Origin of the sequence: Agrobacterium sp. T29, from assembly GCF_006970545.1 — a bacterium.
Lineage (GTDB): Bacteria > Pseudomonadota > Alphaproteobacteria > Rhizobiales > Rhizobiaceae > Agrobacterium > Agrobacterium leguminum.
In genome coordinates this window covers 541,508-566,538 of record NZ_CP040640.1, presented here as the reverse complement: position 1 = coordinate 566,538, position 25,031 = coordinate 541,508, and the positions used below count along the sequence as shown (strand labels likewise).

28 protein-coding genes are annotated in these 25,031 nt (G+C 61.3%); 10 read left to right on the top strand and 18 right to left on the bottom strand.

Features of this window, described 5'->3' with window-relative positions; all coding sequences use genetic code 11:
* Window positions 1-23 precede the first annotated feature (23 nt).
* Both FGF54_RS02865 and FGF54_RS02860 read right to left on the bottom strand, forming a co-directional pair.
* Window positions 24-2,381 (bottom strand): methyl-accepting chemotaxis protein, encoded by a 2,358-nt coding sequence (locus FGF54_RS02865; protein ID WP_142778873.1) that lies wholly within the window; start codon window positions 2,379-2,381, stop codon window positions 24-26.
* 171 nt (window positions 2,382-2,552) lie between these two features.
* A complete protein-coding gene (locus FGF54_RS02860; RefSeq protein WP_080856081.1) occupies window positions 2,553-3,434 on the bottom strand; it encodes a branched-chain amino acid aminotransferase in 882 nt (293 codons plus the stop codon).
* 338 nt (window positions 3,435-3,772) lie between these two features.
* Here FGF54_RS02860 and tam point away from each other — a divergent pair, with 338 nt between their 5' ends.
* Window positions 3,773-4,543, top strand: a complete 771-nt coding sequence (tam, locus tag FGF54_RS02855) for a trans-aconitate 2-methyltransferase (RefSeq protein WP_142778872.1) — start codon at window positions 3,773-3,775, stop codon at window positions 4,541-4,543.
* A 238-nt stretch (window positions 4,544-4,781) separates the two neighbouring features.
* Here tam and FGF54_RS02845 read toward each other — a convergent pair whose 3' ends face one another.
* A complete protein-coding gene (locus FGF54_RS02845; RefSeq protein ID WP_142778870.1) occupies window positions 4,782-5,150 on the bottom strand; it encodes a VOC family protein in 369 nt (122 codons plus the stop codon).
* A 48-nt stretch (window positions 5,151-5,198) separates the two neighbouring features.
* Window positions 5,199-5,906, bottom strand: a complete 708-nt coding sequence (locus FGF54_RS02840) for a YafY family protein (protein WP_080817433.1) — start codon at window positions 5,904-5,906, stop codon at window positions 5,199-5,201.
* A 187-nt stretch (window positions 5,907-6,093) separates the two neighbouring features.
* Between FGF54_RS02840 and FGF54_RS02835 the strand changes: the two genes are divergently transcribed.
* Window positions 6,094-7,020: a bestrophin family protein gene (locus tag FGF54_RS02835; RefSeq protein ID WP_003522250.1), complete on the top strand. Its 927-nt coding sequence runs from the start codon at window positions 6,094-6,096 to the stop codon at window positions 7,018-7,020.
* Window positions 7,021-7,131: 111 nt separating this feature from the next.
* Entirely contained in the window at window positions 7,132-7,959 is an 828-nt protein-coding gene (locus FGF54_RS02830; RefSeq protein ID WP_020813102.1) for an aldo/keto reductase, read from the top strand.
* Window positions 7,960-7,983: 24 nt separating this feature from the next.
* On the opposite strand, the gene FGF54_RS02825 is transcribed toward FGF54_RS02830, so the two are convergent.
* The 3 genes from FGF54_RS02825 to FGF54_RS02815 form a co-directional block, all read right to left on the bottom strand.
* A complete protein-coding gene (locus FGF54_RS02825) occupies window positions 7,984-8,595 on the bottom strand; it encodes a LysE family translocator (RefSeq protein WP_142778869.1) in 612 nt (203 codons plus the stop codon).
* 190 nt (window positions 8,596-8,785) lie between these two features.
* Window positions 8,786-9,625, bottom strand: coding sequence for an AraC family transcriptional regulator (locus FGF54_RS02820; protein WP_142778868.1), 840 nt, complete (start codon window positions 9,623-9,625; stop codon window positions 8,786-8,788).
* Window positions 9,626-9,694: 69 nt separating this feature from the next.
* Window positions 9,695-10,453: an SDR family oxidoreductase gene (locus tag FGF54_RS02815; RefSeq protein WP_142778867.1), complete on the bottom strand. Its 759-nt coding sequence runs from the start codon at window positions 10,451-10,453 to the stop codon at window positions 9,695-9,697.
* Window positions 10,454-10,556: 103 nt separating this feature from the next.
* Here FGF54_RS02815 and FGF54_RS02810 point away from each other — a divergent pair, with 103 nt between their 5' ends.
* The gene (locus tag FGF54_RS02810; protein WP_137003042.1) at window positions 10,557-10,988 is read left to right on the top strand and encodes a helix-turn-helix domain-containing protein; all 432 of its coding nucleotides are present in this window, start codon (window positions 10,557-10,559) and stop codon (window positions 10,986-10,988) included.
* A gap of 7 nt (window positions 10,989-10,995) precedes the next feature.
* On the opposite strand, the gene FGF54_RS02805 is transcribed toward FGF54_RS02810, so the two are convergent.
* Window positions 10,996-11,388, bottom strand: coding sequence for a hypothetical protein (locus FGF54_RS02805; RefSeq protein ID WP_065654256.1), 393 nt, complete (start codon window positions 11,386-11,388; stop codon window positions 10,996-10,998).
* Window positions 11,389-11,702: 314 nt separating this feature from the next.
* Between FGF54_RS02805 and FGF54_RS02795 the strand changes: the two genes are divergently transcribed.
* Window positions 11,703-13,274, top strand: a complete 1,572-nt coding sequence (locus tag FGF54_RS02795; protein ID WP_003522243.1) for a helicase HerA-like C-terminal domain-containing protein — start codon at window positions 11,703-11,705, stop codon at window positions 13,272-13,274.
* Between the two features lie 53 nt (window positions 13,275-13,327).
* On the opposite strand, the gene FGF54_RS02790 is transcribed toward FGF54_RS02795, so the two are convergent.
* Both FGF54_RS02790 and FGF54_RS02785 read right to left on the bottom strand, forming a co-directional pair.
* On the bottom strand, window positions 13,328-13,678 hold the full coding sequence (locus FGF54_RS02790; RefSeq protein ID WP_078051105.1) for an Atu4866 domain-containing protein: 351 nt from the start codon (window positions 13,676-13,678) through the stop codon (window positions 13,328-13,330).
* Between the two features lie 12 nt (window positions 13,679-13,690).
* Window positions 13,691-14,413: an SDR family oxidoreductase gene (locus tag FGF54_RS02785; RefSeq protein WP_142778866.1), complete on the bottom strand. Its 723-nt coding sequence runs from the start codon at window positions 14,411-14,413 to the stop codon at window positions 13,691-13,693.
* A gap of 121 nt (window positions 14,414-14,534) precedes the next feature.
* Between FGF54_RS02785 and FGF54_RS02780 the strand changes: the two genes are divergently transcribed.
* A complete protein-coding gene (locus FGF54_RS02780; RefSeq protein WP_142778865.1) occupies window positions 14,535-15,431 on the top strand; it encodes a LysR family transcriptional regulator in 897 nt (298 codons plus the stop codon).
* A 40-nt stretch (window positions 15,432-15,471) separates the two neighbouring features.
* Here the strand turns inward: FGF54_RS02780 and FGF54_RS02775 are convergent, their stop codons facing one another.
* The 3 genes from FGF54_RS02775 to FGF54_RS02765 all read right to left on the bottom strand — a co-directional run bounded on the left by FGF54_RS02775 (window position 15,472) and on the right by FGF54_RS02765 (window position 17,601).
* Complete coding sequence (locus FGF54_RS02775) at window positions 15,472-16,251, bottom strand: VOC family protein (protein ID WP_142778864.1); 780 nt, start codon at window positions 16,249-16,251, stop codon at window positions 15,472-15,474.
* A gap of 99 nt (window positions 16,252-16,350) precedes the next feature.
* Window positions 16,351-16,845 (bottom strand): DUF1579 domain-containing protein, encoded by a 495-nt coding sequence (locus FGF54_RS02770; protein WP_142778863.1) that lies wholly within the window; start codon window positions 16,843-16,845, stop codon window positions 16,351-16,353.
* A gap of 27 nt (window positions 16,846-16,872) precedes the next feature.
* Entirely contained in the window at window positions 16,873-17,601 is a 729-nt protein-coding gene (locus FGF54_RS02765; protein ID WP_142778862.1) for a thioredoxin family protein, read from the bottom strand.
* A 150-nt stretch (window positions 17,602-17,751) separates the two neighbouring features.
* Between FGF54_RS02765 and FGF54_RS02760 the strand changes: the two genes are divergently transcribed.
* The 3 genes from FGF54_RS02760 to FGF54_RS02750 all read left to right on the top strand — a co-directional run bounded on the left by FGF54_RS02760 (window position 17,752) and on the right by FGF54_RS02750 (window position 20,619).
* The gene (locus FGF54_RS02760) at window positions 17,752-18,198 is read left to right on the top strand and encodes a MarR family winged helix-turn-helix transcriptional regulator (protein ID WP_142778861.1); all 447 of its coding nucleotides are present in this window, start codon (window positions 17,752-17,754) and stop codon (window positions 18,196-18,198) included.
* A 102-nt stretch (window positions 18,199-18,300) separates the two neighbouring features.
* Window positions 18,301-18,723, top strand: a complete 423-nt coding sequence (locus tag FGF54_RS02755; protein WP_003522234.1) for a YciI family protein — start codon at window positions 18,301-18,303, stop codon at window positions 18,721-18,723.
* 384 nt (window positions 18,724-19,107) lie between these two features.
* Window positions 19,108-20,619 carry an ABC-F family ATP-binding cassette domain-containing protein gene (locus FGF54_RS02750; protein ID WP_142778860.1) on the top strand — a complete coding sequence of 504 codons (1,512 nt, stop codon included), beginning with the start codon at window positions 19,108-19,110 and terminating at the stop codon, window positions 20,617-20,619.
* Window positions 20,620-20,642: 23 nt separating this feature from the next.
* Here the strand turns inward: FGF54_RS02750 and FGF54_RS02745 are convergent, their stop codons facing one another.
* The 3 genes from FGF54_RS02745 to FGF54_RS02735 all read right to left on the bottom strand — a co-directional run bounded on the left by FGF54_RS02745 (window position 20,643) and on the right by FGF54_RS02735 (window position 22,278).
* Complete coding sequence (locus tag FGF54_RS02745; RefSeq protein WP_168207985.1) at window positions 20,643-21,404, bottom strand: RES family NAD+ phosphorylase; 762 nt, start codon at window positions 21,402-21,404, stop codon at window positions 20,643-20,645.
* A complete protein-coding gene (locus FGF54_RS02740; RefSeq protein ID WP_142778859.1) occupies window positions 21,364-21,747 on the bottom strand; it encodes an MbcA/ParS/Xre antitoxin family protein in 384 nt (127 codons plus the stop codon). The genes FGF54_RS02745 and FGF54_RS02740 overlap by 41 nt, the downstream gene beginning before the upstream one ends.
* A 108-nt stretch (window positions 21,748-21,855) precedes the next feature.
* On the bottom strand, window positions 21,856-22,278 hold the full coding sequence (locus FGF54_RS02735; RefSeq protein WP_003509379.1) for an organic hydroperoxide resistance protein: 423 nt from the start codon (window positions 22,276-22,278) through the stop codon (window positions 21,856-21,858).
* A gap of 192 nt (window positions 22,279-22,470) precedes the next feature.
* On the opposite strand from FGF54_RS02735, the gene FGF54_RS02730 reads away from it, so the two are divergent.
* Window positions 22,471-22,929: a MarR family winged helix-turn-helix transcriptional regulator gene (locus tag FGF54_RS02730; protein ID WP_142778858.1), complete on the top strand. Its 459-nt coding sequence runs from the start codon at window positions 22,471-22,473 to the stop codon at window positions 22,927-22,929.
* A 236-nt stretch (window positions 22,930-23,165) separates the two neighbouring features.
* Here FGF54_RS02730 and FGF54_RS02725 read toward each other — a convergent pair whose 3' ends face one another.
* Together FGF54_RS02725 and FGF54_RS02720 are read right to left on the bottom strand one after the other, a co-directional pair.
* The gene (locus FGF54_RS02725; protein WP_065654265.1) at window positions 23,166-23,891 is read right to left on the bottom strand and encodes a L,D-transpeptidase; all 726 of its coding nucleotides are present in this window, start codon (window positions 23,889-23,891) and stop codon (window positions 23,166-23,168) included.
* Between the two features lie 155 nt (window positions 23,892-24,046).
* The gene (locus FGF54_RS02720) at window positions 24,047-24,955 is read right to left on the bottom strand and encodes a L,D-transpeptidase (protein ID WP_078051114.1); all 909 of its coding nucleotides are present in this window, start codon (window positions 24,953-24,955) and stop codon (window positions 24,047-24,049) included.
* Between the last annotated feature and the right edge of the window lie 76 nt (window positions 24,956-25,031).

The following is a 25,031-nucleotide window of genomic DNA, read 5'->3' as shown; positions in this document are numbered from 1 at the left end:
CATATCCAACGCTGGATTTGTCTTCAAAACTCCGTCCAGTCGTCACCCTTCACGGCCAGCGCCGCATTGCCGCGTGCGGCGACGGGGCGGGTCTTCGGCGCCGGTGCGACCGGTGCGGCGGGCGCGTGGACCGGGCTTGCGGCGCGCTGCATATGCCGTGCCGTCTCCCGCAATGCGGAGCTTTGCTGGCCGAGCTGGAATTGCGCAAGCAGGGCGTGGAGGTTGGTGCATTCCTGTGCAAGACCCGCACCGGCCGCATTCATTTCCTCGACCATGGCGGCATTCTGCTGCGTGGCCTGATCCATGTGGTTGACGGCCGTATTGACCTCGGAAAGACCGGCCGACTGCTCCTGCGCCGCCGTGGCGATGGCATCCATATGGGTGTTGACGGAAAGCACCAGCTGCTCGATCTCGGAAAGCCCGACGCCGGTATCGGCCACCAGCTTCACGCCCTCACCCACCGCAACGGCTGACGCGGTGATGAGCTGCTTGATTTCCTTGGCGGCGTTGGCGGAGCGCTGCGCCAGTTCGCGCACTTCCTGTGCGACGACGGCGAAGCCCTTGCCCGCATCGCCCGCCCTTGCCGCCTCGACGCCGGCATTTAGCGCCAGAAGGTTGGTCTGGAAGGCGATTTCGTCGATGACGCCGATGATCTGACCGATCTGGCGCGAGGAATGTTCGATGCGTTCCATGGCGGCGACGGCATCGCGCACCACCTTGCCGGAAAGATCGGCCTTTGTCCTTGCCTCACGCACCGTGTCGCGCGCGTCGCTCGCCCGTTTGGAGGTGGCGGAAACATTGGCGGTGATCTCTTCCAGCGCTGCGGCGGTTTCCTCCAGGGAAGCGGCCTGCTGTTCGGTGCGGCGGGAAAGATCGTCGGATGCGGAGGATACCTCGTGGGCGCCGCCATTCACGGTCTGCACGGACTGGCCGACGCTGGTGAGCGCTTCGCGCAGCTGATGCACGGAGCTGTTGAAATCGTGCCGCAGCGTCTCGAATTGCGGCGAAAACGGCGTGGCGATCTCGCAGACCATATCACCGGAGGCAAGCCGGCGAAGACCGCCAGCCAGCGACCCCGTGGCCTGATTGAGACGCTCTTCGGCCTCGGCCTCGGCGCGCTGCTGCAGCTCGATACGGTCGCGCTCGGCCCGCTCGCGGTTGCCGACGGCTTCGTCCTCAAGCTGCCGGTTGCGGATGGCCGCTTCGCGGAAGATTTCCACGGCGCGGGCCATCTCGCCGATCTCGTCGCCGCGTTTTGCGCCGGGCACATCGATGGTCAGGTTGCCGGTGGACAATTCCATCATCGCCTTTGTCAGGCGGCTGATGGGACGGGTGACGCGGCCGACGATGACGGCAAGGCAGAGAATACAGACGCCAAGTGTGAGGATGAACGCGGCGAGATAGATCATCGCGCCGATAAAGGCGTCCTGTCTGGCCTTTTCGGCATTGGCGTTGAGAACATCCATCGCTTCGGAGGCGATTTTCGCGACCGTATCGAGGCTTTCGGTGACGGTATTGCGCCATGTATCGATGGTGAAGGCAGGCGTGCGGCCGTTGTTCAGATCGTCGATCAGCTTTGCGCGCTGCGCGACGAAATCACCCTTGAAATAGGTCCTGTCGGCAACGGCATAGATATCCTTCAGCGCCTGCGGCGTCGATTCATGCGCGACGAGGTCGCCGGTGGCTTTCCAGGCAAAGGCCGCGCCGGCATCGAAATTACCGAGCTGCTGGGTTTCCTGCGGGGTCAGCGGCCGCTGCTGGGCCACGACCGCATTGATGACAACGGTGGCGCTGCCGCCCAGCGCTCGCGCCGACCAGCCATAGGACCGCAACTGGATGAGGCCGGTCAGGCTCTGGTCCAGCGAACGAACCTCGCCTTCCACCGCCGTCGAGCCCGCTTCGAGCGCCGTCAGGAAATCCTGACCGAGCGCCAGCACGGTCTTCTCCAGCCCGCTTTCACGACGGTCGAGCGGCAGGGTGACGTTGGCGTCAACCTTTTTGCGCAGCTCCAGGAATTGCGTATAGATATCCTTCACGCGGGCAAGCGGGGCCTTGAGGCCAGCCTGATCGAGCGCGGCGGACTGTTCGAGAAAGGCGCCCATGGCGGCGTCCACCTTCTGGCGCGACGCCTGCACGCTGGCGATGGTGTTGGCCGTCTTCGCCGGATCGACCGTCAGCGCCGAGGCGCTGTTGCCGCGTTCACTGCGAAAGTTCAGCAAGGCGTTGAAGAGCAGCCTGTCCAGCGAAACGAGCTGCGCCACCTCCGAAAAGCTGCGGGCACGCTGCACGGACTGCAACATGCCGTTGCCGACGAAGCCTGCCAGCGCGATGCCGACGAGCAGAAAAAATCCCACAAGTATATTGCGTATGCTGAAAGACATTTGGCGGCCCCCACTAGCCCGGATCGGTAATGTCGCAAGCTAGCGTGTGGTCCTCTAAAATTGGATTAAATTCCCCCTGAATTTTTATGGGAAATAATACGGCTCAAAACAAAAGGCCGCGGCAGGGATGAGCCTGCCGCGGCCTTTTGAAACTATGGGTTTTACCCGGCCTTAAACATCCGCGCCGAGACGCGCCCAGTCCATATAGAGATCGAGCGCCTTGCGGGCGACGGGGCCTGCCTGCAATTCGCGATCGTCGAGCTTCACGACGGGCGAAACCTTGGAATAATTGCCGGAGCAGAAGATTTCATCGGCCTCGCGGAAATCCTCGACCGAAAGCGTCGCTTCGCGCACGTCGAAACCGGCCTGACGCAGAAGGCCGATCACGCGCGAACGGGTGATGCCGGCAAGGAAGGTGCGGTTCGGAACCGGGGTAAGGACAACGCCGTCCTTGACCATGAAGATGTTGGCGGAGGCGGATTCGGCGACATTGCCGTTCATGTCGCGCATCAGGGCATTGTCGAAACCGCGCGAGCGCGCTTCCAGAATGGCGCGGCCGCTATTGGGATAGAGGCTGCCGGCCTTGGCGTCGGTCATCGCGGTTTCCGGCGAAGGGCGGCGCAGCGGCGAGACGGTGAGCGTCAGCGGCTTGCCGGCATCCATCGGCGCTTCGAACAGGCAAAGCGCAAACCGGGTGGAGCCGGCATCGGGCGCCACGACGCTGCCGGGCATTCCGTGTTCGGCCCAATACATCGGCTTGATGTAGATCGCCATCTTGCCGTCGAATTTCTTGACGCCTTCGAGCGCCAGGGACTCGATCTCCTCGGCCGTCATGGTCGGCTTCATGCCCATATTGACGGCGGAGCGATTGATACGCTGGCAGTGCAGATCGAGATCGGGCGCCACGCCATCGAACCAGCGCGCACCGTCGAACACCGTGGAAGCCAGCCACATGGCATGCGAGGTCGGGCCGATGAGCGGCGGATTGCCGGGCAGCCATTGACCGTCAACATAGGTCCAGGTGGTTGATCGGGGTGCGGTATCGACGCTCATGGTGGTCTCCTGTCTCAAGCGTTTTCGTTCGGTAAAAACGCTCCGTCTTTTTTGTTCTGATGCATTGCCGGATGAAGAGCGCTGCGCGCGCTCAACGGGGCATGTTCTGGAAATCGGCCGGAGTGAATGCCTCTCCCCTGACGAGGTCAAGTTTTAATTGCAGCGATTTCTGATTTTGATGGAAAATAACAAAGCGACGGCCCCGCACGCACGTTTTATGAGGCGAAACAAAAGGTTGATGAATAGATTCATCACAATAATTCATGCATCGGACGATAGCGGCGCGATTTGCCGCATGCGATGCTGGCGATCTGACGGCATTTTGCAGGAGGAAAATCATGGCATGGTCCGCCCACCAATATCTGAAATTCGAAGACGAGCGGACGCGTCCCGCACGGGATCTTCTGGCGCAGGTGCCGCTGGAACGGGTGCTGAATGGCTATGACCTCGGCTGCGGCCCCGGCAATTCCACCGAGCTTCTGACCGACCGTTACGGCGTCAATGTCATTACCGGAATCGACAGCGATGACGACATGCTGGAAAAGGCGGCGGACCGGCTGCCGACCACGCGCTTCGGCAAGGCCGATCTTTCCCAGTGGAAGCCGGCGCAGAAGGCAGACCTGCTTTACGCCAATGCCGTGTTCCAATGGGTGCCGGATCATCTCACCGTTCTTTCGCAACTGATGGACCAGCTGGAAAGCGGCGGCGTTCTGGCCGTGCAGATGCCCGACAATCTGCAGGAGCCGACGCATCGCGCCATGGAGGAAACCGGAGCGAACGGTTCCTGGAAGGACACGTTCACAGATGGCAGGCTGCGCCGCAAACCCCTGCCCGCGCCTTCGGATTATTTCGATGCGCTGACGCCGAAATCCGCGCGGGTGGATGTGTGGCACACCATCTATAATCATCCGATGAAGGATGCGGAAAGCATCGTCGAATGGGTCAAGGGCACGGGGCTGCGCCCCTATCTCACCGCCGCCGGCGAGGAAAACCGCGAAGCCTTCCTCGCCGACTATACGCGGCGCATCAAGGCGGCCTATCCGCCGATGGCGGACGGCCGCCTGCTTCTGCGCTTTCCCCGGCTTTTTGTGGTGGCGGTGAAGAAGTAGCGCACGCTACACGATGCCGCGTTTTTCGCATGCTGGCGCATCCTCTCAACCCTCATTCCTGTGCTTGTCACAGGAATCCAGCCGGCGCGCGTCTGCGCGACGGGGAGAGTCCTTTCAGTCCAAGGACTTGGGCTGGCTGGATCCCTGTGACAAGCACAGGGATGAGGAGCGTAAGGGATGCAGAGTACGATGAAAGAGGTCAAGCTTCCTTAGCCAAACAGTCCTCAACGCATTCTCTCTAACCTGCAAAGGCATAGACCCGGAGACGGTGATTATCAGGGTCGGCGGCGGTGAAGGTGTAGCCGAATTCCATGCCCGCCGGCTGCTGCAGCATGTTGATGCCCTTCGCCTTCCAATCCGCAAAAATCTCGTCCACCCGCGCATCGTTTTCAACGCGGAAGGCAAGCTCGCCGCCGCCGCCCGTGACCGATGCTTTCGGCTCCACGGTATGCCGCGACCAGAGGCCGAGCTTCATCCCGTTCTGAAGCACGAAGAGCGAGAATGTCGGCGAGGCTTCGACCGGTTCCGCGCCCAGCAGGGCCTTGTAAAATTCGGTGCTGGCCGGCGGGTTGTCGACGTAAAGGATGGTGAAATCGGGGTGGGTCATGGCTGTTCTCCTGTGTTGCGGATGAACGGTTTCTAGACCCTGCTGCTGTCAGTTTTTGTCAGCATGATGCCGCCGCCGCTGTTTTTCCCTTTCGCGCCATTCTTTCAGCAGCGCCTGGCGTCGGCGCGGATAACGGCTGTCGAGGGGACGGAAATCTTCGATGCGGTCGGCCCGGAAACTGCGGTAGTCCTGCCGTGTCTCGCACCAGCCCAGCACCACCCGCACCAGATCGAAAAAAGCGAGCGCGAAGGGCCAGATCACCCGTTCCGTCACGTCTCCCTTTTCATCGCGATAGGTGATGACGACCCGGCTTTCCTTACGGATCGTATCGCGAATGGCGGCCAGATCGACATGGATGGCGGCAAGGCCCTGCCCCGGCCCGACAAGCAAGGTGGAATGATCGAGTTCCTCACGCAGGGCATCGGGAAGCACGGCGCCGATCTTGACGAGGGCGGCGCGGGCGGCCTCGGCCAGCCCGGCATCGGCACGGCCCGCCACCCAGCGCGAGCCGAGCACCAGCGCCTCGATTTCCTGCTGCGAAAACATCAGCGGCGGCAACAGGAAACCGGGGCGCAGCACATAACCCACGCCCGCTTCGCCCTCGATATCCGCGCCCTGCGCCTGAAGCGTCGCTATATCGCGGTAGAGCGTGCGCAGGCTGACGCCGGTTTGCGCGGCAAGGGCCGCGCCGCTGACCGGCATGCGGTGGGAGCGCAGTATCTGCAACAGATCGAGAAGCCGTTGTGAGCGTGACACGCGATATTTCCTTCCACCGCATAGCCAGACCGTGGCGTTGACGATCCCGGCGATAGACGCGTAGCGCCGCCAGCCGCCGGGTGCAACCATGCAAAAAAGGGTGGACAAGGCCGCGTCGCCCGCATGTAGATAGGGTCAGGCTCTTTCACACCCCTCCCATCCGCCACAGGCATTTCGAGTTTCCGCCATGATCGTTCGTCCAAAACCGAACCTGCTGCAGCTTTTCCTCATCGTGCGCGGCTCCATCATCGTTCGCATCTTTCCGCAGGTGCTTGCGGTTTTCCTGCTGTCGACGCTGGTTGTCTGGGCGCACAAGGACAGGCCGGATCTGGTGCAGGCGTTAAACGGCGCGCCCTTTTCGCTGCTCGGCATCGCGCTTTCGGTGTTTCTCGGTTTTCGCGCCAATGCCTGTTACGACCGCTGGTGGGAAGCCCGCAAGCAATGGGGTGCGCTGATTACCGTTGCCCGCGCGCTTTCACGCCAGAGCCTCATGCTCGATAGTCGGCAGGATGTCGCCGATCCCGTCACCCGCCGGCGGATCACCGATCTTGCCATTGCCTTCTGCCACGCGCTGGTTTCGCATCTGCGCCCCGGGGATGCGACCGCCACTGCGGCCAGCCTCGTTCCCGATGATCTCAGGGATATTTACGACCGCAGCCGCAACCGGCCGGACATGCTGCTGCGCGAAATATCCGGCGCCGTCGTCTCCGCCCATGGCAAGGGGCAGATCAGCGATATCCAGCTACAGATGCTGGATGCCACCGTGCAGCAGATGGGGGCGGCGCAGGCTTCGTGCGAGCGCATCCGCCAGACGCCGGTTCCCTTCGGTTATTCGCTGCTGCTTCACCGTACCGCGCATCTGTTCTGCCTGCTGCTGCCGTTCGGTTTCACCGATCTGCTCGGCTGGGCCACGCCGTTTACCGCCACGCTCATCGCCTATACGTTCTTCGGTCTCGATGCGCTGTCCGACGAGCTGGAGGACCCATTCGGCACCGGCCTCAATGCGCTGCCGATCAATTCACTCGCCACCACCATCGAGATCAATCTGCGCGAGGCGATGGGCGAGACCGATCTGCCGGCCGATCCGCGCCCGGTGGACTACGTGCTGATGTGATATCGTCCCGCCGGGTTGAAACCGATCGCGCGGACACCAGTTAATGAAAGACGGCTTCCCCGCCCGGCATCCCGTGCCGGCCATGTTTTCAGCAAACAGGAGAGACATCCCATGTATGACGTCAGCGCGAATGGCGCGAATATTCCCGCCCTCGGTTTCGGCACCTTCCGCATTCCGGAAGACGATGTCAGGCGCATTCTGCCGGAAGCACTGAAACTCGGCTTCCGCCATGTCGATACCGCGCAGATCTACAAGAACGAGGGGGCCGTCGGCGAGGTCATCGCGCAATCGGGCATTTCCCGGCACGATATATTTCTCACGACCAAGGTCTGGGTGGACCGCTTCCGCCACGACGATTTTCTCGCTTCCGTCGATGAAAGCCTTGCGAAGCTGAAGACCGATTATGTCGATCTGCTGCTGCTGCACTGGCCGAAGAGCGATGTGCCGCTTGCTGAGCGCATGGGCGCGCTGAACGCGGTGCGCAAGGCCGGCAAGGCGCGCAATATCGGCATTTCCAACTTCAATGTGGCGCTGACCGAAGAGGCGGTGAAACTGTCCGACACGCCGCTTGCCACCAACCAGATCGAATATCACCCCTATCTCGACCAGACGAAGGTGATTTCGGCCGCGCGCAAGCACGGGATGTCGGTGACAGCCTATTATCTGATGGCCGATGGCAAGGTGCCGAACGATCCCGTGCTGAAGGATATCGGCGCAAAACACGGCAAGACCGCCGCGCAGGTGGCCCTGCGCTGGGCGGTGCAGCAGCCGGATATCGTGGCGCTTTCCAAGACGGCGACCGAAAGCCGCCTCAAGGAGAATTTCGATGTTTTCGATTTTGCGCTGACCGAAGAGGAAATGCGGGCGATCCACGCGCTTGCAAAGCCGAATGGCCGCATCGTCAATCCCGGTCACCTCGCGCCCGATTGGGACGACTGAGGCGGCCTTCCCTCCGCTCTGGTCTCATCGCTCGGTCAGGGCCAGCTTCGCACCCAGCGCCACGAAAGCGGCCGCGAAGCTGCGCCGCAGCCAGGCGAGGACCGCCGGGCGCGACACCACCTGCCGCCGGACCGAGGCGGCGAAACAGCCATAAAGCGCAAACACCAGAAACGTCATGGCCATGAAGATCAGCCCGAGATCGATCATGCGCCATGTCGGCAAAGCCTCATCCGGCGCGATGAACTGCGGCAGGAAGGCGAAAAAGAAGATCGACAGTTTCGGGTTCAGCAAATTGATGAGGATCGCCTCGCCGATGATGCGGGCGGCCTTCCGGGGCTCCCTCGTATCGTCGATCTTCAGCCCACCGTCCTCCCGCAGCGTGTTCCACGCCATGTAGAGGAGGTAGGCGACTCCCAGATATTTGACGATGCCGAAGGCGAGCGCGCTGGTGTGCAGTATGGCGGCAAGGCCGGTGATGGCGGCGAGCAGATGCGGCACGATGCCAAGCGTGCAGCCGAAGGCCGCAACGACGCTCGCCCTCGCCCCCTGCGAAAGACCGGCGGCGAGCGTGTAGACCACGCCGGTTCCGGGAGAGGCTGCGACGATGAAGGATGTGATGAGGAATTCGGGTGTCATGGTGAGGGCGTGTCCTATGGGGTGGAGGACAGGAGCATGAGGGTGTGTTGGGTGGGTGTCTTGGATGAAATTGCAGCGCCACATCCGCACACCGTCACCCCGGCCCTCGAGCCGGGGTCCAGCGTGGTCAAGTCCTTGACCACGAAAGACTCCTTTCACGGCGCAGACGCGCCGTGGCTGGATGCCGGATCTAGTCCGGCATGACGGAAGAGGGCGACGATCCGCCGCCCGTCGCCGCCCGGTAAACTGCCGGCGTCACCCCGAATTGCCGCACGAAGAACCGGTTCAGATGGCTCTGGTCGGCAAAACCGGCGGCAAAGGCCGCCTCGGCAGGCGGCGTGCCTCTGGCCAGTGCATGGCGTGCCACATGGACACGCCGCTGGAGAAGATAGCTATGCGGCGTCAGCCCGGTGGCCCTGGCAAAAGCGCGCAGGAAGCGGAACTGGCTCATGCCGGCCTCTGCGGCGAGATCGGCAAGGCGGAACGACCGGGAGGGCTCGTCATCGATGCGGCTTTTCGCCCGCCTTATATTCTCGGGTGCGGCGATTTCGCCCGGCTTCGCCGCCGTCTCCATCGCCCCCGCCAGAAGCGTCAGCAGGTTCTCGTCGCCACGAAGGGTTTCGCCCGGCCGTTCTCTTGCCGTCATGGCTGCAAAGACAGCGTTGAACCGCTTCGCCAGCGGCCTGATATCGACGGGATAGGCAAATTCGAACGCGCCGCGATCCGTCTCGCCGATATCGGCAATGGCGTCGCGGACGATATCGATGTCGAGATAGAGCATCCGCCAGGCGCGGCCGCCCTCCCCGAGCGGAATACCGTCATGCACCTCGCCCGGATTGACGGTGATGAGATGGCCGGCGCCGGCTTCCACCATGCCGCGGCCGGAGAGCGATTTCTGTGCCCCGCGTTCGATGAGACCGATGCCGAACTGGTCGTGCATGTGGCGCGGAAAGGAACGGTCGCTATCCGCCGCCACGGCGACGACACCGGGCAGAATGGTTTTCGGCATCAGGAACCGGCCTTGGGCCATGACAGCGCGCGCTCCGCAGATTAGAGCGCGACGCTATCACAGGATGCCCAGTCGAGACAGATGCGGCGTTTACGGATGCATATGATTGATCATGGCGAAGACCTGATCGAAATTGCCGTTCTGCGCGGCGAAACGCAGCGGCTTGCAGCGTTCCACCACCACTTCCTTCTCATCCGGGCGATTTTCAAGAATATCCATCACCTCGGAAATGAAGGCGTCGAGCGGCATGGCTCTTTCGTCGCTCGCCTGCCCCTCGCCCATCAACGTCGTCTGCACATAGGGCGGCACGATTTCGATGACCTCCACCGGCGTTTTCTTCAGCTGCTCTCGCAGCGCGACCGAATAGGCATGGATGGCCGATTTGGTGGCGCTGTAGGTGGGGGTCAGCACCATCGGCACGAAGGCTAGGCCGGAGGAAACCGTCAGCACAGTGGCTGCGGGTTGCTTGAGGAAATGCGGCAAAAGCGCCGCCGTCAGGCGAATGGGTGCTAGAAGATTGGTGGCGATGGTTTCTTCGGCCGTGTCGAGATAATCCGGTGCTGCGGCGATGTCTTCCGGCCGCATGATGCCGGCATTGTTGATGACGGCGTTGAGGGTCGGATGGGCCTTTACCAGAGCTTCGGCAAACGCGCGGATGCCTGCGGCGTCCGTCGCGTCCATCACCATCGAGGCCATGCCGGGATTGGCGGCCGTCACCTCGTCGAGCACGGCCTTGCGGCGGCCGGAAATGATGACCCGGTTGCCGGCCTTGTGAAACGCCTCCGCCAGCGCCCGGCCGATGCCGGAACCGCCGCCGGTGATGAGAATGGTGTTATCAGCGATTTTCATTGCAACATCCTTTGCTTGTTGGCTGAAAGGAAGTTAGCTATGATACTCTCCAATCGAAAGTAGGCACCCAAAAGATTTATACTTACCCAAAGGAGAGTGCACGATGAAACGGCACGCCGCCGACCCGGCCATCGAAAGCCGGCGCAAGGTTCCGCCACCCACGGATACCGATCCGGCAATAGAGGCGCTGGTTCAGGACATCATCGCGAAAGTGGCCGACAAATGGACGATGCTCATTCTGGAAGTGCTGGAAGAGCATGGCACGCTGCGCTTCACGCAGATCGGCAGGCTGGTCGGCAATATAAGCCAGAAGATGCTGACGAAAACGCTGCGGCAGATGGAAAGCGACGGGCTGGTGCGCCGCACCGTGCATCCCGTTATTCCGCCGCATGTGGATTACGGCCTGACGAACCTCGGCCGCACGCTGGGCAGCGCCTTTTGCGGCGTTTGGATATGGGCGGAAACGCACCATGCCGAAATAGAAGAGGCGCGGCGCCTGTTCAACGAACAGCCGCCGCGCCCCGCTATGGAGTAGTTTCGCCTCAGGCGAACTGGCTGAGGCCCGGAACCGAGGCGATCACCTGATCGACAACCTCATCACCCGCATGCTGGCGGGCAACGGAGATGGTTTCCTTGGCGAGCGTGGAAATCTCGCTCATGCCGAGGCCCTGGCTCATCAGCTGCTGGCCCAGCCCCATGATGCCGCCGCCGCCGATCGCGCTCATCAGGCCGCCGAGCAGACCGCCGCCGCCGGCACCTTCGCCATTATACTGCGCCACCAGTTCGCTGGCGCCGGGTATGGCTTCGATCATGCGGGCGATCGGGCCGTCTGCAGCCTCGCGCTGGAGAAAACCGAGAATCATGCCAATGGCCTTTTCGGCCAGTTCGGGGCTTATTCCCGCCTTCTCGGCGATCTGGCTTACGACTTCGTTCATTCTTGCCTCCTGTTGAAAAACGACGCCAACATCGAATAACTGACGTTAACGTCAACGTAAAACAATATCATGCCGCATTCAAGCGGCCAGGGTCAGGTGCGGCAACTTTCATCAAGCGGTTTTTCTTCATCGCCATCAAGCAGTTGTTGCGCCTTGAAACTGTCCTTATAAGATCATCACAACCAAGCTATGAAAAGGCCGCTATCGTCAGAAGTGGCCGCAACATGGTAGTGACGCTTTAAATTCGGAGATGACTTTTGCAAAATCCAACGCGATTTTAAGGGTCATGCACCAGCCGCAGGAGAAAATGGTCGATGTTGCAGGACGGACAGCTCTATATCGGGACCAGCCGCAATCCGGACGACAGCCTGAACAAGGGCGAATATCTGGAGCTGAAATTCGGCAACCGCCACGGCCTCATCACCGGCGCGACAGGAACCGGCAAGACCGTGACGTTGCAGGTTCTGGCCGAAGGTTTTTCCAAGGCCGGCGTGCCGGTTTTCTGCGCCGACATCAAGGGCGACCTTTCCGGCATCGCCGCGCAGGGCGAAGCCAAGGACTGGGTGCAGAAACGCGCCGAGCAGATTGGCTTCACCGATTTTGCCTATGGCAAATCGCCGGTGATCTTCTGGGATCTCTACGGTGAAAAAGGCCATCGCGTGCGCGCCACCATCGCCGAGATGGGGCCGCTGCTGCTTGCCCGGTTGATGGATGCTTCGGAAGCGCAGGAAGGCGTGCTCAACATCGCCTTCAAGATCGCCGATCAGGGCGGGCTGCCGCTGCTCGATCTCAAGGACCTGCAATCGCTCCTGAACTATATGGGTGAAAACGCAACCGAGCTTTCCAACCAGTTCGGCCTGATTTCCAAGGCCTCGGTGGGTTCTTTGCAGCGCGGGCTGCTGGTTCTGGAACAGCAGGGAGCGGCGAATTTCTTCGGCGAACCGGCATTGAAGATCGCCGACATCATGCGTGTGGGCACGGATGGGGTTGGCACGATTTCGGTTCTCGCCGCCGACCGGCTGATGATGAACCCGCGCCTTTACGCCACCTTCCTGCTCTGGATGCTTTCGGAGCTGTTCGAAGAGCTGCCGGAAGTGGGCGACCCGGAAAAGCCGCGTCTGGTGTTCTTCTTCGACGAGGCGCATCTGCTCTTCAACGACGCGCCGCGGGTGCTGGTGGAACGCGTGGAACAGGTGGTGCGGCTCATCCGCTCCAAGGGCGTGGGCGTCTATTTCGTGACGCAGAACCCGCTCGACGTGCCGGAAACCGTTCTCGCCCAGCTCGGCAACCGCGTGCAGCACGCGCTTCGCGCCTATACGCCGCGCGAGCAGAAGGCGGTGCGCACCGCGGCCGACACTTTCCGCCAGAACCCGGCCTTCAACACCGCCGACACCATCACCACGCTCGGCACCGGTGAAGCGCTGATTTCCACCCTGCACGACAAGGGCGCACCTTCCATCGTCGAGCGCACGCTGGTACGTCCGCCATCCGGCCGTGTCGGGCCGCTCACCGATGCGGAGCGCAAGTCCCTGATCGATGTGAGCCCCGTCGCCGGGCAATATGACAAGGATATCGACCGGGAATCGGCCTTCGAAATCCTCGCCGCCCGCGCCCAGAAGGCTGCCGATGCAGAAGCTGCCAGACGCGCGGAAGAAGAAAACGCCGCCAGCCAGTCCGAGAGCGCGTCTGGCCGCTGGCGCCTACCCGGCTTCGGCGATGAAGAACCCGCACCGGCCTCCACCGGCTCGCGCAATGGCGGCGCACGCAAGACCGGATACCAGCGCGAAACGGTGATCGAGGCGGCGATGAAAAGCGCGGCCCGCTCGGTTGCAACCTCGGTCGGCCGCGCCATCGTGCGCGGGATTCTCGGTAGTTTGAAGCGATAAAACAGATACGCCGCCCGCCCTCGATGGGGCGGGCGGCGCTTGATTGGCGGGACTTACTTCTGGCGATAGAAGATCATGCCGCCGTGATAAAGCACATCGTCGACGAATTCGCCGTCGGCGGTGAAGCCGGTATCGTCCCAATAGTCGATATGGTTTCCCTTCACCTCATACCGTCCCTGATAGGCGCTTTTGCGGTTGCCCCGCGCCTCGTCATACCGGCCATTGGGCAGAAGTTCCTGGCGAATGTGGCCATCGCCGGTGACCCACATGCCGATATAGGGGTGGTTCCGGGTTTGAGACGTTTCGGTCATATTCACGTCCATGGCGTTGCTCGTTTTGCTGGAGCCCGTATCGGTGGAAGCCGTTGCGAGCAGAAGCGCAACGGATGTCGAAACAATGTTCATTGCCAATCCTCCTTAAGCGGCGGTGGGTCGCACGACGATTTCATTGACGTCCACATCGTCGGGTTGCTCGATGGCGTAGCGCACCGCGCGGCCGATGGCGTCGGGCTTCAGGGCGATGGCCCGATAGGTCTGCATCAGTTCCGCAGCAGCTGGATCGGTGATGGTGTGGGCAAGTTCGCTTTCCACCACGCCGGGGTGAATGCAGGTCACACGCAGGTCGCGGTTTTCCTGCCGCAACCCGTCCGAAATCGCCCGCACGGCAAATTTCGTGGCGCAATAGACGGCCGCCGTTGGCGAAACGGCGAGCGCACCGATGGAGGCGATGTTGATGATGTGGCCGGAAGCGCGGGTGGTCATCTCGGGCAGAACGGCGGCGACGCCATAAAGCACGCCCTTGATGTTGACGTCGATCATGCGGTCCCATTCGTCGACCTTGAGGGACGACATTAACGACAACGGCATGATGCCGGCATTGTTGACGATGACGTCGACCTGCCCGAAGGCCTTGCGCCCCGTCTCCGCAAAGGCCTCGACGCTCTGTCTGTCCGTCACGTTCAGCGGCTGGATGATGACCTCGGCGCCCTTGCCGCGCAATTCTTCGGCAAGCGCCTGCAAGCGGTCCATGCGGCGCGCGCCCAGCACCAGCTTCGCCCCGGCCGCGGCCAGTTCCCTTGCGATACCCTCACCGATCCCGCTCGATGCACCTGTGATGAGAACGACTTTGTTCAATGTCATGGCTTTCTCCTTGGTGTTATGGCCGGCTTTTCTGGCAGCGGCCATTGCGGAGAAGATAAAGCTTGGGCATTGTCGTGATAACCGCCTCAATCATAACCTCAATGGGTAGAATTTCTAACCAATGAATATCGATCTCAACGCGCTTTCGACATTCTGCATGGTTGCCGAGGAGCGCAACTTTCGCGCCGTTGCAGACAGGCTCGGCGTAACCCGCTCCGCCGTCAGCCAGACCATCCGCAAGCTTGAAGAAACGATGGGAATAGCGCTGGTGCAGCGCACGACGCGCAGCGTCAGCCTGACGGAAGCGGGACAGCAGCTTTATGCGGATGTCTCGCCATCCATCGGCAATCTCGTTGAGGCTGCCAATGCCGCGTCGTCCCTGAGCGGCGCCGTGCGCGGGCAGTTGCGGCTTGCGGTGTCCTCGATAGCCGAGCGCTTTTTATCCGGACCATTGCTTGCGCGCTTTGCGGAAATACATCCCGAAGTGCAGCTCGATATCGTCGTGACGGACGAGGAATTCGATATCGTCGCCGAGCACTACGATGCCGGCGTGCGTCTTGGAGAACTGATCGCGCAGGACATGATTGCGGTTCCCGTTTCCGCTCCACAGCGGCAGCTCGCCGTCTGCTCGCCGCGCTATCGGGACCGCTTCGGCCTGCCGGCGCAGCCCCGCGAATTGATAGGGCACAGGTGTATCGGCTGGCGACCGCGTCCGGGTGTGGCGCCATACAGGTGGGAATTTGCGGAAAACGGCCGCGAATTTGCGGTGGCGGTGGAGCCGGCCTTCACCACCAACGACATGCAGCTGATGATCAAGCTGGCCTGCGCCGGTGCGGGCATCACCTTCGGTATGGAAGAGACGTTCCGCCCCTATCTGGAAAGCGGGCAGCTCGTTTCCATGCTGGAAGACCACTCCCCGAGCTTTGCGGGATTTTATCTCTATTATCCCAGCCGCCATAATCTTGCGCCGAAGCTGCGCGCCTTCATCGATCACGTCCGCCTGTCGAGAGAGCGGTAATCTGCCGGAGCGAGCCCCGGCAGATTGTTAGAAAACAGGGCTATTTCCTCTGTGAAACCAGCGAGAAATAAGCGCCCTGCGGATCGACGCAATTGACGATCCAGCTTTCGCCGGGAACCTCCATCGGACCGTTGACGACCTTGCCGCCGCCGGTGCTGACACGAGTAATGGCGTCATCGATACCGTCCACATTGAAGTAATAACCCCAGTGACAGACGGGGACCTGCGGCATGCGTTTCATCATGCCGCCGACGGCCTTGCCCCTGTAGGCGAAGATGCGGTACGGGCCCATGTCGCCCATGTCGAAATCATGGTCCTTGGTCCAGCCGAACACATCGCCGTAAAAGGCCATGGCCTCATCGACATTATCGGTGAAGAGCTCGTGCCAGCCGACATGGCCCTGCTTTTCCTGCATATCCTCGGGGAAACCGCCGGTTTCCATCGGCAGCGGCGTCATGATGCAGAGCACCGCACCGAAGGGATCGGCGACCACGGCGAAGCGGCCGATTTCGGGAATGTCCTGCGGCGGACGTCTGACCGCGCCGCCCTTTTCAGCGAATTGTTTCGCCGTGGCGTCCACATCGTCGACATCGACATAGGCGGTCCAGTTCGGGGGAATGCCCTGGCCCTTGTGCTCGTCGGTCAGCTCCATGACGCCGCCCATGCCCTTGCCATCGGCCTCCAGCACCAGATAGGGCATTTCAGGCGAGCCGAAATCCTTGGTCTGCCAGCCGACGACATGACCATAAAAGCGGGCTGCCGCTTCCATATCGGGCGTCATCAGCTCGACCCAGATGAATTTTCCATGTGTATCGGACATTGTCGTCTCCTATGGAGAGTTTGGCGGGTGTGTTTCGGCAAGCGCCCGCCGCAGGATGCGGCGGCGCCGGTGGTTTTCGGATGAAATTTTCGCAGAGCCTCAGGCCTTGCGGCGGAATTCCGATGTCATGAAGGTCTTGAATGTGCCGTCCGGCTGCCTGACGCTGCCGGAAAAGCTGCGGTGATTGTCGTCATGCAGCACCAGCACGTCGTGATAGGTAGCGGTGCCGCCGGAACCGTCGAAGGCGGGGCCTTCCGCTTCCAGCGTCAGGGTCTTGCCGTCCTCTTCCAGCCAGCCCTTGTAGACCCAGAGATTGGTCATCATCGACCCCACCCAGGTGCCGACGAAATTGCCCTTGGCCGGGTCGAAGCCGACCGTGATCACGGCCGTCATATCCGTGCCGTCAGGCATCTTGCCGGTGCCGTTGCCGATGATCCACAAGCCACCGACGGAGCGGACGGTCTCGGTGAATTGCTGCGACGGGTCGTCGGCATCGTAGCCCTCATGGCCGGAACTGGAGGTCATGACCCAGTCTCCGACGATCCTCTTGAGGAACTCATGTTCCTTCTGCGGCTTGGCGATTTCCATTTCCATTTTTGTTTCCTCCTCATCCGTCCGTTTTCAGTGGCAGCAGGCTGCCGCCTTCGGCGCGTCCTCATACTGGTCGTGGCGGCGCACCCAATCCATTACCTCCTCTTCGTTACGGCCTTTTGGCACCAGATCGAGCAGCATCAGCGTGCCGAGCGTCTGTTCCGCGCCGCGGGCGTAAGTGGAATAGGTGTGGTAGATCTTGCCGTCGTCGCCCTTGGCGAAAACGCTGATACCGTGCAGGTCCTTCAGGTCGCCATAGGGCGCCATGTCACGGTAATTATAGGTGATTTCACCTTTGGCCATGTCCTCGTCGCGGAACGAGGCCTGATAATCGTAGTTGAAATCGCTGCTTTCGGCCGAAACCCACGGGAATTTCCAGCCCATGCGGTTCCTGTAGCTTTCGATCTTCTCAAGCGGCGCGCGCGACACGGCAACGAAACCCGCATCGCCATGCTTGAGGTGGATCAAAGCGCCATCGACATGATCGGCAAAGAAGGAGCAACCGACGCAGCCCTCCTCCCAGTCGGGCGCCAGCATGAAGTGATAGACAATGAGCTGGCTGCAGGTGCCGAACAGTTCCTTCAGCGATTTGGGGCCGGAAGGGGCATCGAAGATATAATCCTTCGTCACCTCTTCCCAGGGCAGCGCACGCCGGGCCTCGTTCAGCCTGTCACGGGCGCGGGTCAGTTCCTTTTCCTTCACCAGCAGATCGCGGCGGGCCGCAAGCCACTCCTCTTTCGAAACGACGGGATGAGACATGATCTTTCCTCCTTGGATCCGTCTTTCACCACGGCACCGCCCCGCTTTGACGGTGGGCGCCGGCTATTTCTGTGCTGAAAGTCAATAAACAGTCTGCGGGGACATCAAGTTCCGCTTGACTAATTAGGTTGATATCAACATATTTATCCCATGTCAAACGCCAGCGTGATTCCTTTTTCGACAACTCTTTTCGTGCGGGATGCGTGTCTGTGCCTGCATGCGCAGCGCGCCGCACGGGCATTGGCGCGGTTGTTCGACAATGCGCTGAAGCCGGTTGGGATCACCAATGGACAATTTTCGCTGCTGATGTCGCTCAACCGGCCGGAGCCGCCGCCAATGGGACCGGTCGCCAATCTTCTGGCCATGGACCGCACGACGCTGACGGCGGCGCTGAAGCCGCTGGAGCGGCGCGGGCTGGTCAGCATCGAGCAGGACCCGAAGGACAAGCGCGGCAAACGGCTGCGGCTGACAGCGGACGGCATGGCCGTGCTCGCCGCCGCCTTCCCCATCTGGGAACAGACCCATGCCGAAATCGAAGCCCGCATCGGCAGCGGCGACCCCGACCGGCTGCGCCGCGACCTTGTCGACCTCGGCTGACAGGATTGACGGCATGGCGCCACTTTTGTCGGCGACAATGTCATCCGGCCGTTGTGCCGGGGAGCGACACTACGAAGAAAGCGCAATCAAGGAGGAATGATCATGCGTGCAATCGTTTTTGTAAAAGCCACCAAAAGCAGCGAAGATGGCGTCATGCCCACGACCGAACTGATCGAGGCGATGGGAAAATTCAACGAGGAACTGGTCAATGCCGGCATCATGCAATCCGGCGACGGTCTGCATCCCTCCTCCAAAGGCAAGAGGGTTGTGTTCGACGGTGACAGCCGCACGGTGATCGACGGCCCCTTCCCGCACACCAACGAGCTGGTCGCCGGCTTCTGGATCTGGACTGTGAAGGACATGGACGAGGCCGTGGCCTGGGTGAAACGCTGCCCGAACCCGATGCTGGAGCGCAGCGAAATCGAAATTCGCCCGATGTTCGAAATGGAAGACTTCGGCGACGCTGTAACGCCGGAAATCGCCGCGCATGTCGAAGAACTGCGCGCGCGTGTCGCGAAGCAATAAAGGCCGCTCAGGCGAGCGCCGGATTAAAACGGGAGAGTGCGGGCTTGCCGCGTTCTCCCCACCGCCTGCCTTTGCAAAAGCCGTTGCCTCGAACAACCGCCGCTGTTAATGGTGAAGCGGTTCAACCCGTTTCAAGAAAGGAGGCTTCGCATGGATATTTCCTGCTTCTGGCGCAATCGTCAGCTCTGCCACCTTTTTGCCCTGCAGACACGTTTGCAGGGCTGACCGGAACAACCAACACTCTGGTTTGCCCAAAAGGCCGCGCAGAATGCAGCTTGTCTGCCGTTGCGCATGTTTTCACGACGGATCACCCCGAACCGAAACCCCGTACTGCCTGTGGCAGACCACGGTTCGTCGCGGGTCCGTCTTGCCAGAGACGACTTCATGACCATCATCACGCTTCGAAACCTCGGAATCATTCTGGGCAAGCCGCTTTTTTCCAATCTCAGCCTCACGGTGAATGCGGGAGACCGCATCGGCATCGTCGCCGCCAATGGCTGCGGTAAATCCACCCTGCTCCATTGCCTTTCCGGTGACATGGAGCCCACCAGCGGCGATATCACCCGGCTGCGCGGACTGACGCAGTCCATCGTCCACCAGCATCTGCCCTCACCGCTGATGGAACAGACGATGCGGGACGCTGTGCTTTCCGCCCTGCCGGCGGACACGATCGACAGCGAGAGCTGGCGTGCCGACATTATTTTCGACGCCATGCTGGTGCCGGAACCGTTCCGCGAGCGCCGCCTGAAAGAGCTGAGCGGCGGCTGGCAGAGGCTTGCCATGCTGGCCCGGGCATGGATCACCGAGCCGGATGTGCTGCTGCTCGACGAGCCGACCAACCATCTCGACCTCGAAAAAATCAATGTGCTGGAAAACTGGCTCGGTGAATTGCCGCGCGATACGGCTGTCATCATCGTCAGCCATGACCGCGCCTTCCTCGACAATGTCACCAGGAGCACGCTGTTCCTGCGGCCGGAAAATTCGGCGCTGTTCCGGTTGCCCTATGGCCACGCACGGGCGGTGCTGGAAGAGGAGGATGCCGCCGATGAGCGGCGTTTCCAGCGCGACATGAAAACCGCCCAGCAATTGCGCCGTCAGGCCGCCAAGCTCAACAATATCGGCATCAATTCCGGCAGCGATCTTCTGACCGTCAAGACCAAGCAATTGCGTGAGCGTGCGGAAAAGATCGAGGAAAAGGCGCGGCCCGCCCATATCGAGCGATCCGCCGGCAAGATCCAGCTCGCCAATCGCGGCACCCGTGCCAGGGTTCTGGTCACTCTGGAAGATGCGCCGGTCTCGACGCCGGACGGAACAGTGCTGTTTCGCACCGGCCGGCAATTTGTCCGTCAGGGGGACCGCATCGTCATTCTCGGCCGCAACGGCGTCGGCAAGACACGGCTGATGTCGCTTCTGCAGGCGGCCGTATCGGGCGCAGGCCAGATAGACGGCATCAAGGCCACGCCCTCGCTGGTGGCCGGATATGTCGATCAATCGCTCGCCGAGATCGATGACGACAGCACGCCCGTTTCGCTGCTATCCCGCCGCTTCGATATTGGCGACCAGCGCATCCATGGCCTGCTCGCGGGCGCCGGGATCGACATGGAAATGCAGAAACGTCGCATCGCCGCCCTTTCCGGCGGGCAGAAGGCCCGGCTTGCCATGCTGGCGCTGCGGCTGGCGGAGCCGAATTTCTACCTGCTGGACGAGCCCACCAACCATCTGGATATTGAGGGGCAGGAAGCGCTGGAGGCGGAAATCATCAGCCGCGAGGCCAGCTGCGTGTTCGTCTCGCATGACAGGAGTTTCGTGCGGGCTGTCGGAACCCGCTTCTGGCTGATCGACAAGCGCAGGCTGGTGGAAGTCGACGATCCGGAAGGATTTTTCGCTTCGGCCTGACGGTCTTGAAAAGCAAACGCCCGTCAGCCCAAAAGGCTGGCGAGGCGTGGATCGCCGGCGAAATCCAAAACAGCAAAACCCGTTCTGCGCATTGGAAATTCGCAGAGCGCCTGCACCCCCGTTTTCGAAAGGTGGATACGCCAGCTCATCCGTTCCACCGGCGTCTTCGCGGCAAAAGCCTTCGGCGACAGAACCGCGATGTTGAGGCCGCCGGCGGGGTCGCGTACCGAGCGATAGAGGATAGCCTCGATCTTCGCCAGACGTGCCTGATCGGCCAGCGTCTGGCATGGCTCGTAATTCTGCAGATCGGTCCACAGGCGAGCATCCCGGCTCAGTTCCGGTTTCGTCAGGTTGAGCGCCGCATCGGTAGCGATACGGGCGGCGAAGGCGGAATAGTCGGCGGGATTGGCAGGCAGCGGCGTGCCCGGCGATTCGGCATAGAACAGCAGCCGGTAAAAGGCCATTTCGGCGAGCGCCGTCTCCACCTTCTGGGCGGCGTAATAAACGCCCTCGGTATAGCCCGCGCGGCGGAAGCGCGAACCGTGCGGATAGGCGGCTCCATACCGGAAGGGCGTGGCGAGAAGATAATCGAAACCGGCGCATTCCGGCGGAAACGGCCGCTTGCTCGTCTCCAGAATATCTTCCAGCAGCGATTGCTCCTCCACCGTATCCACCAGTTTCATGGTGGAGACCTGATGCTGCGCTTCCACCAGCCGCCAGTATTTTCCCGATACGGCGCGTTTTTCAGACAGGAGCGCGGCGGGCGTCCAGATAGGAGAGGACATCGATCAATCCGGTAATGGTGGTCAGTTTGTCGGCAGGCACGGCGTTCAGCGCAACATTGTGATTGCGCAGCCAGTTTTTCGCCACGGCCTCATCGCCGCCGGCAATCGCATCCAGCGAGCGGAAAACCCGGATCAGCAGTACCGCAAGCTCGAAGGATTTGGCGCCCGGCTCCAGCAGGAAATCGAGCCGTTTCATGCGCGACACGGTGGGGGCGGAAACGCCGAGAATATCAGCCGTGCGCGCGGCATTCAGACCCAGCCGCTCGGCGGCGGCGATAACGGCCTTGGTGACCACCCTGCCCTGCGAGTCCGGATCCATGGCGCTCTTGGCGTGAATATTCATGACGCATATCCTTTCCTTGGAAAGAATATAGCATTTTTCTTTCTGAAAACAAGAAGGCCGGGATGAACCCGGCCCCGTTGTTCAGATAACTTGCTCACGCGAATTGGATCAGGCCACCGAGACCGGCACTTCCGTGGAGGTGCGCATGGCGTGGCTGTACGGGCAGACGATATGAGCGGCGGCAACCAGCTTTTCGGCGACTTCGCGCTCGACGCCCGGAATATTGGCCTTCAGCGACACTTCGATGCCGAAGCCGCCGCCGTCTTCGCGCGGGCCGATGCCGACGGTTGCCGTCACAGTCGTGTCTTCAGGAATCTTTACCTTTTCCTTGCCGGCGACAAATTTCAGCGCGCCCAGGAAGCAGGCGGAATAACCGGCTGCGAAAAGCTGCTCCGGATTGGTGCCACGGGCGCCATCGCCGCCCAGCTCCTTCGGAACGGTCAGCGTCACGTCGAGAACGCCGTCTTCCGACTTGGCGTTGCCGGCGCGGCCACCGGTGGCGGATGCTTTGGTCGTGTAGAGAATGGGCATGACATTTACTCCTTCGGGTTGGTGTTGGGCATCTTATAACGCACAATTAAATTGTGCGCAATATAGTTTTGCGCATTGAATGAAATTTTGTTTTTTGCGATAATTTTCACGAAATTTCGCCGCGCATCCATGCGGCAGGAACCGAAAGCGGGGGCTGATTGTTCCCTTCCCGGTTGATTTTGGAGCAGGAAAATGGACGCAGAGGGCGACGAGAAGAAAATGGAAAGCCTGTTGAGGCTGGACCAGCAGATATGTTTTGCCCTTTATGGCGCGGCACACGCCTTCACGCGCGCCTATAAGCCGCTGCTCGACCCGATCGGGCTGACCTATCCGCAATATCTGGTGATGATGGCGCTATGGGAAAAAGAGACATCTACCGTCAAGGCGCTCGGCGAAATGCTGGGCCTCGATTCGGGCACGCTGTCGCCGCTGCTGAAGAGGCTCGAACATGCGGGGCTGATTACCCGCAAGCGCGGCACGGTGGATGAGCGGCAGGTGCTGGTGGCCCTGACGCCGAAGGGCGCGAACCTCAAAAAAGAGGGCGTGAAGATCATGGCGGCAATCGGCAGCGCCACCGGCTGCGGGCTGGAAGAGTTGGTGCAGATTCGCGACCGGGTGAATGCGCTGAAGGACAGTCTCAGCCGTCAGTGATCTCGAAAAAAACAGGGCGCAACATTTCCACGTCATGCCGGACTGGATCCGGCATCCAGCCACGGCGCGTCTGCGCCGTGAAAGAGTCTTTTGCGATCAAGGACTTGATCGCGCTGGACCCCGGATCAGGTCCGGGGTGACGGTGTGCGGATGAGACATTTTCGCCCATCGTTTCGCCACCCGGAGCAACACCAGGCGGCCCCAGAGGCCGCCTTCTTATGCAAGGGAAGTCCGGCTTACTGCCAGACCACCACACGCGCCTTCTGCGGCACGCGGTCGTAAAGATCGATGACATCCTGGTTCATCAGGCGCACGCAGCCGGAGGAGACGGCCTTGCCGATGGAGTTCCATTCCGGCGAACCGTGCAGACGGTAGAGCGTGTCCTTGCCGTTCTGGAAGATATAAAGGGCGCGTGCGCCGAGCGGGTTCTTCAGGCCCGGCGGCATGCCGCCGTTCTTGGAGGAATATTTGACCAGTTCCGGCTGGCGGGCGACCATTTCGTCCGGGGGGGTCCATTTCGGCCATTTCTGACGCCACTGGATGACGCCCTCGCCCGACCAGGCGAAACCTTCGCGGCCGATGCCGACGCCATAACGCATGGCGCTGCCGCCCTGCTCCACCACATAAAGGAAGCGCGAGCGCGTATCGACAACCACGGTGCCGGGACGTTCGCCGGTCGGGTCGACAACCCGCTGGCGGTAATAACGGCGGTCGATTTTCTGATAGGGGACGGCGGGAATGACGTAACCGCCATCCTCAACCGAGCCGTACATGACGGCCAGTTCCGCATCGCTGACGCCCGGCGAGAACATCTGCCGGAAATCGCTGCCGATGGCGCTCGCCTGCTGGCGAATGGCGTCTCCCGTGCCCGACGAGGCGCAGCCTGCGAGAAGCGAAGCGGAGGAGATGCCGAGAAGGGAAAGGAAGGTGCGTCTGGAAAGATCTGTGTCGGTGCTTGTCATAAGGCCGGTTTGTCCCACATTTCGAACGGCTATATCGCCGTTGTACGTCATTTGTTCCGTTTCATGCGTATTGCGAAAATAGTTAACCGACCGCTAAAAGCCAGTCACAAGGCGCTGGCGGAATGGGTCCAATATCTCTTTCTTTTAGAACGTGTTCAGATAACCACAATCTGCGCCCCTTGCGGCACACGCTCGTAGAGATCGATCACATCCTGATTGAGCATGCGCACGCAGCCGGAGGACGTCGCCTTGCCGACGGATTGCCAGTCCGGCGTGCCATGCACGCGGTAAAGCGTGTCCTTGCCATCCTTGAAGATATAAAGCGCACGCGCGCCGAGCGGGTTGTTGAGACCGGGCGTCATGCCGCCATTGGCGGCGGAGATGGAGGCGAGCTCCGGCTGGCGCTTGACCATTTCATCGGGCGGCGTCCAGCGCGGCCATTTCGCCTTCCACTGGATCTTGCCACGGCCCGACCAGGCATAACCGTCGCGCCCCAGCCCAACGCCGTAACGGATCGCCTTGCCGCCGGACTGCACGAGATAGAGAAAATGCTGTCTGGTATCGACGATAATCGTGCCGGGGGCTTCCGCCGTCTGGTAGCTCACTTCCTGCCTCAGATAACGCGGATCGATGCGGCCATAGGGAATGGCCGGCAGCGAGCGGTCCTCATCGCGGATCGGGCCATACATGACCCGGTGCAGCGGATTGGAGACAGGCAGGCCATAGGCCATCGTCTGGCCCTGCGGCTGCTGCGCGTTAGAACCCTGCACCTGCGGGGCTTGCAGCCCCTGCCCGCGCACCGGCGGACCGTATTCCTGATGGAAGCGGGTTCTGAACAGATCCGGCGGGCGCGTCGAAAGCTGGCCCGGCTGCGGCGGCAGTTCCGGCTGGCGATTGGAGCTGACGGAGTTGAAATTGAATACCGGCGCCGTTTCCCTGACGAAAACATCCGGGTCCATCCGGGTCGTATCCGTCACGAAAAGGCAGCCGCTCATGAGAGGCAGCAGGGCAAGCCCCGCCAGAGAGGCCGCCCGGCGACCGTTTTTCAAAAGGAGTGCTATCATCTGAACCGCTTCATGGAATCCAATCTGCCGGCATGATGAACCGTGCGGCTGGCGCGAGGCTGGCGTCGGTTTTTCA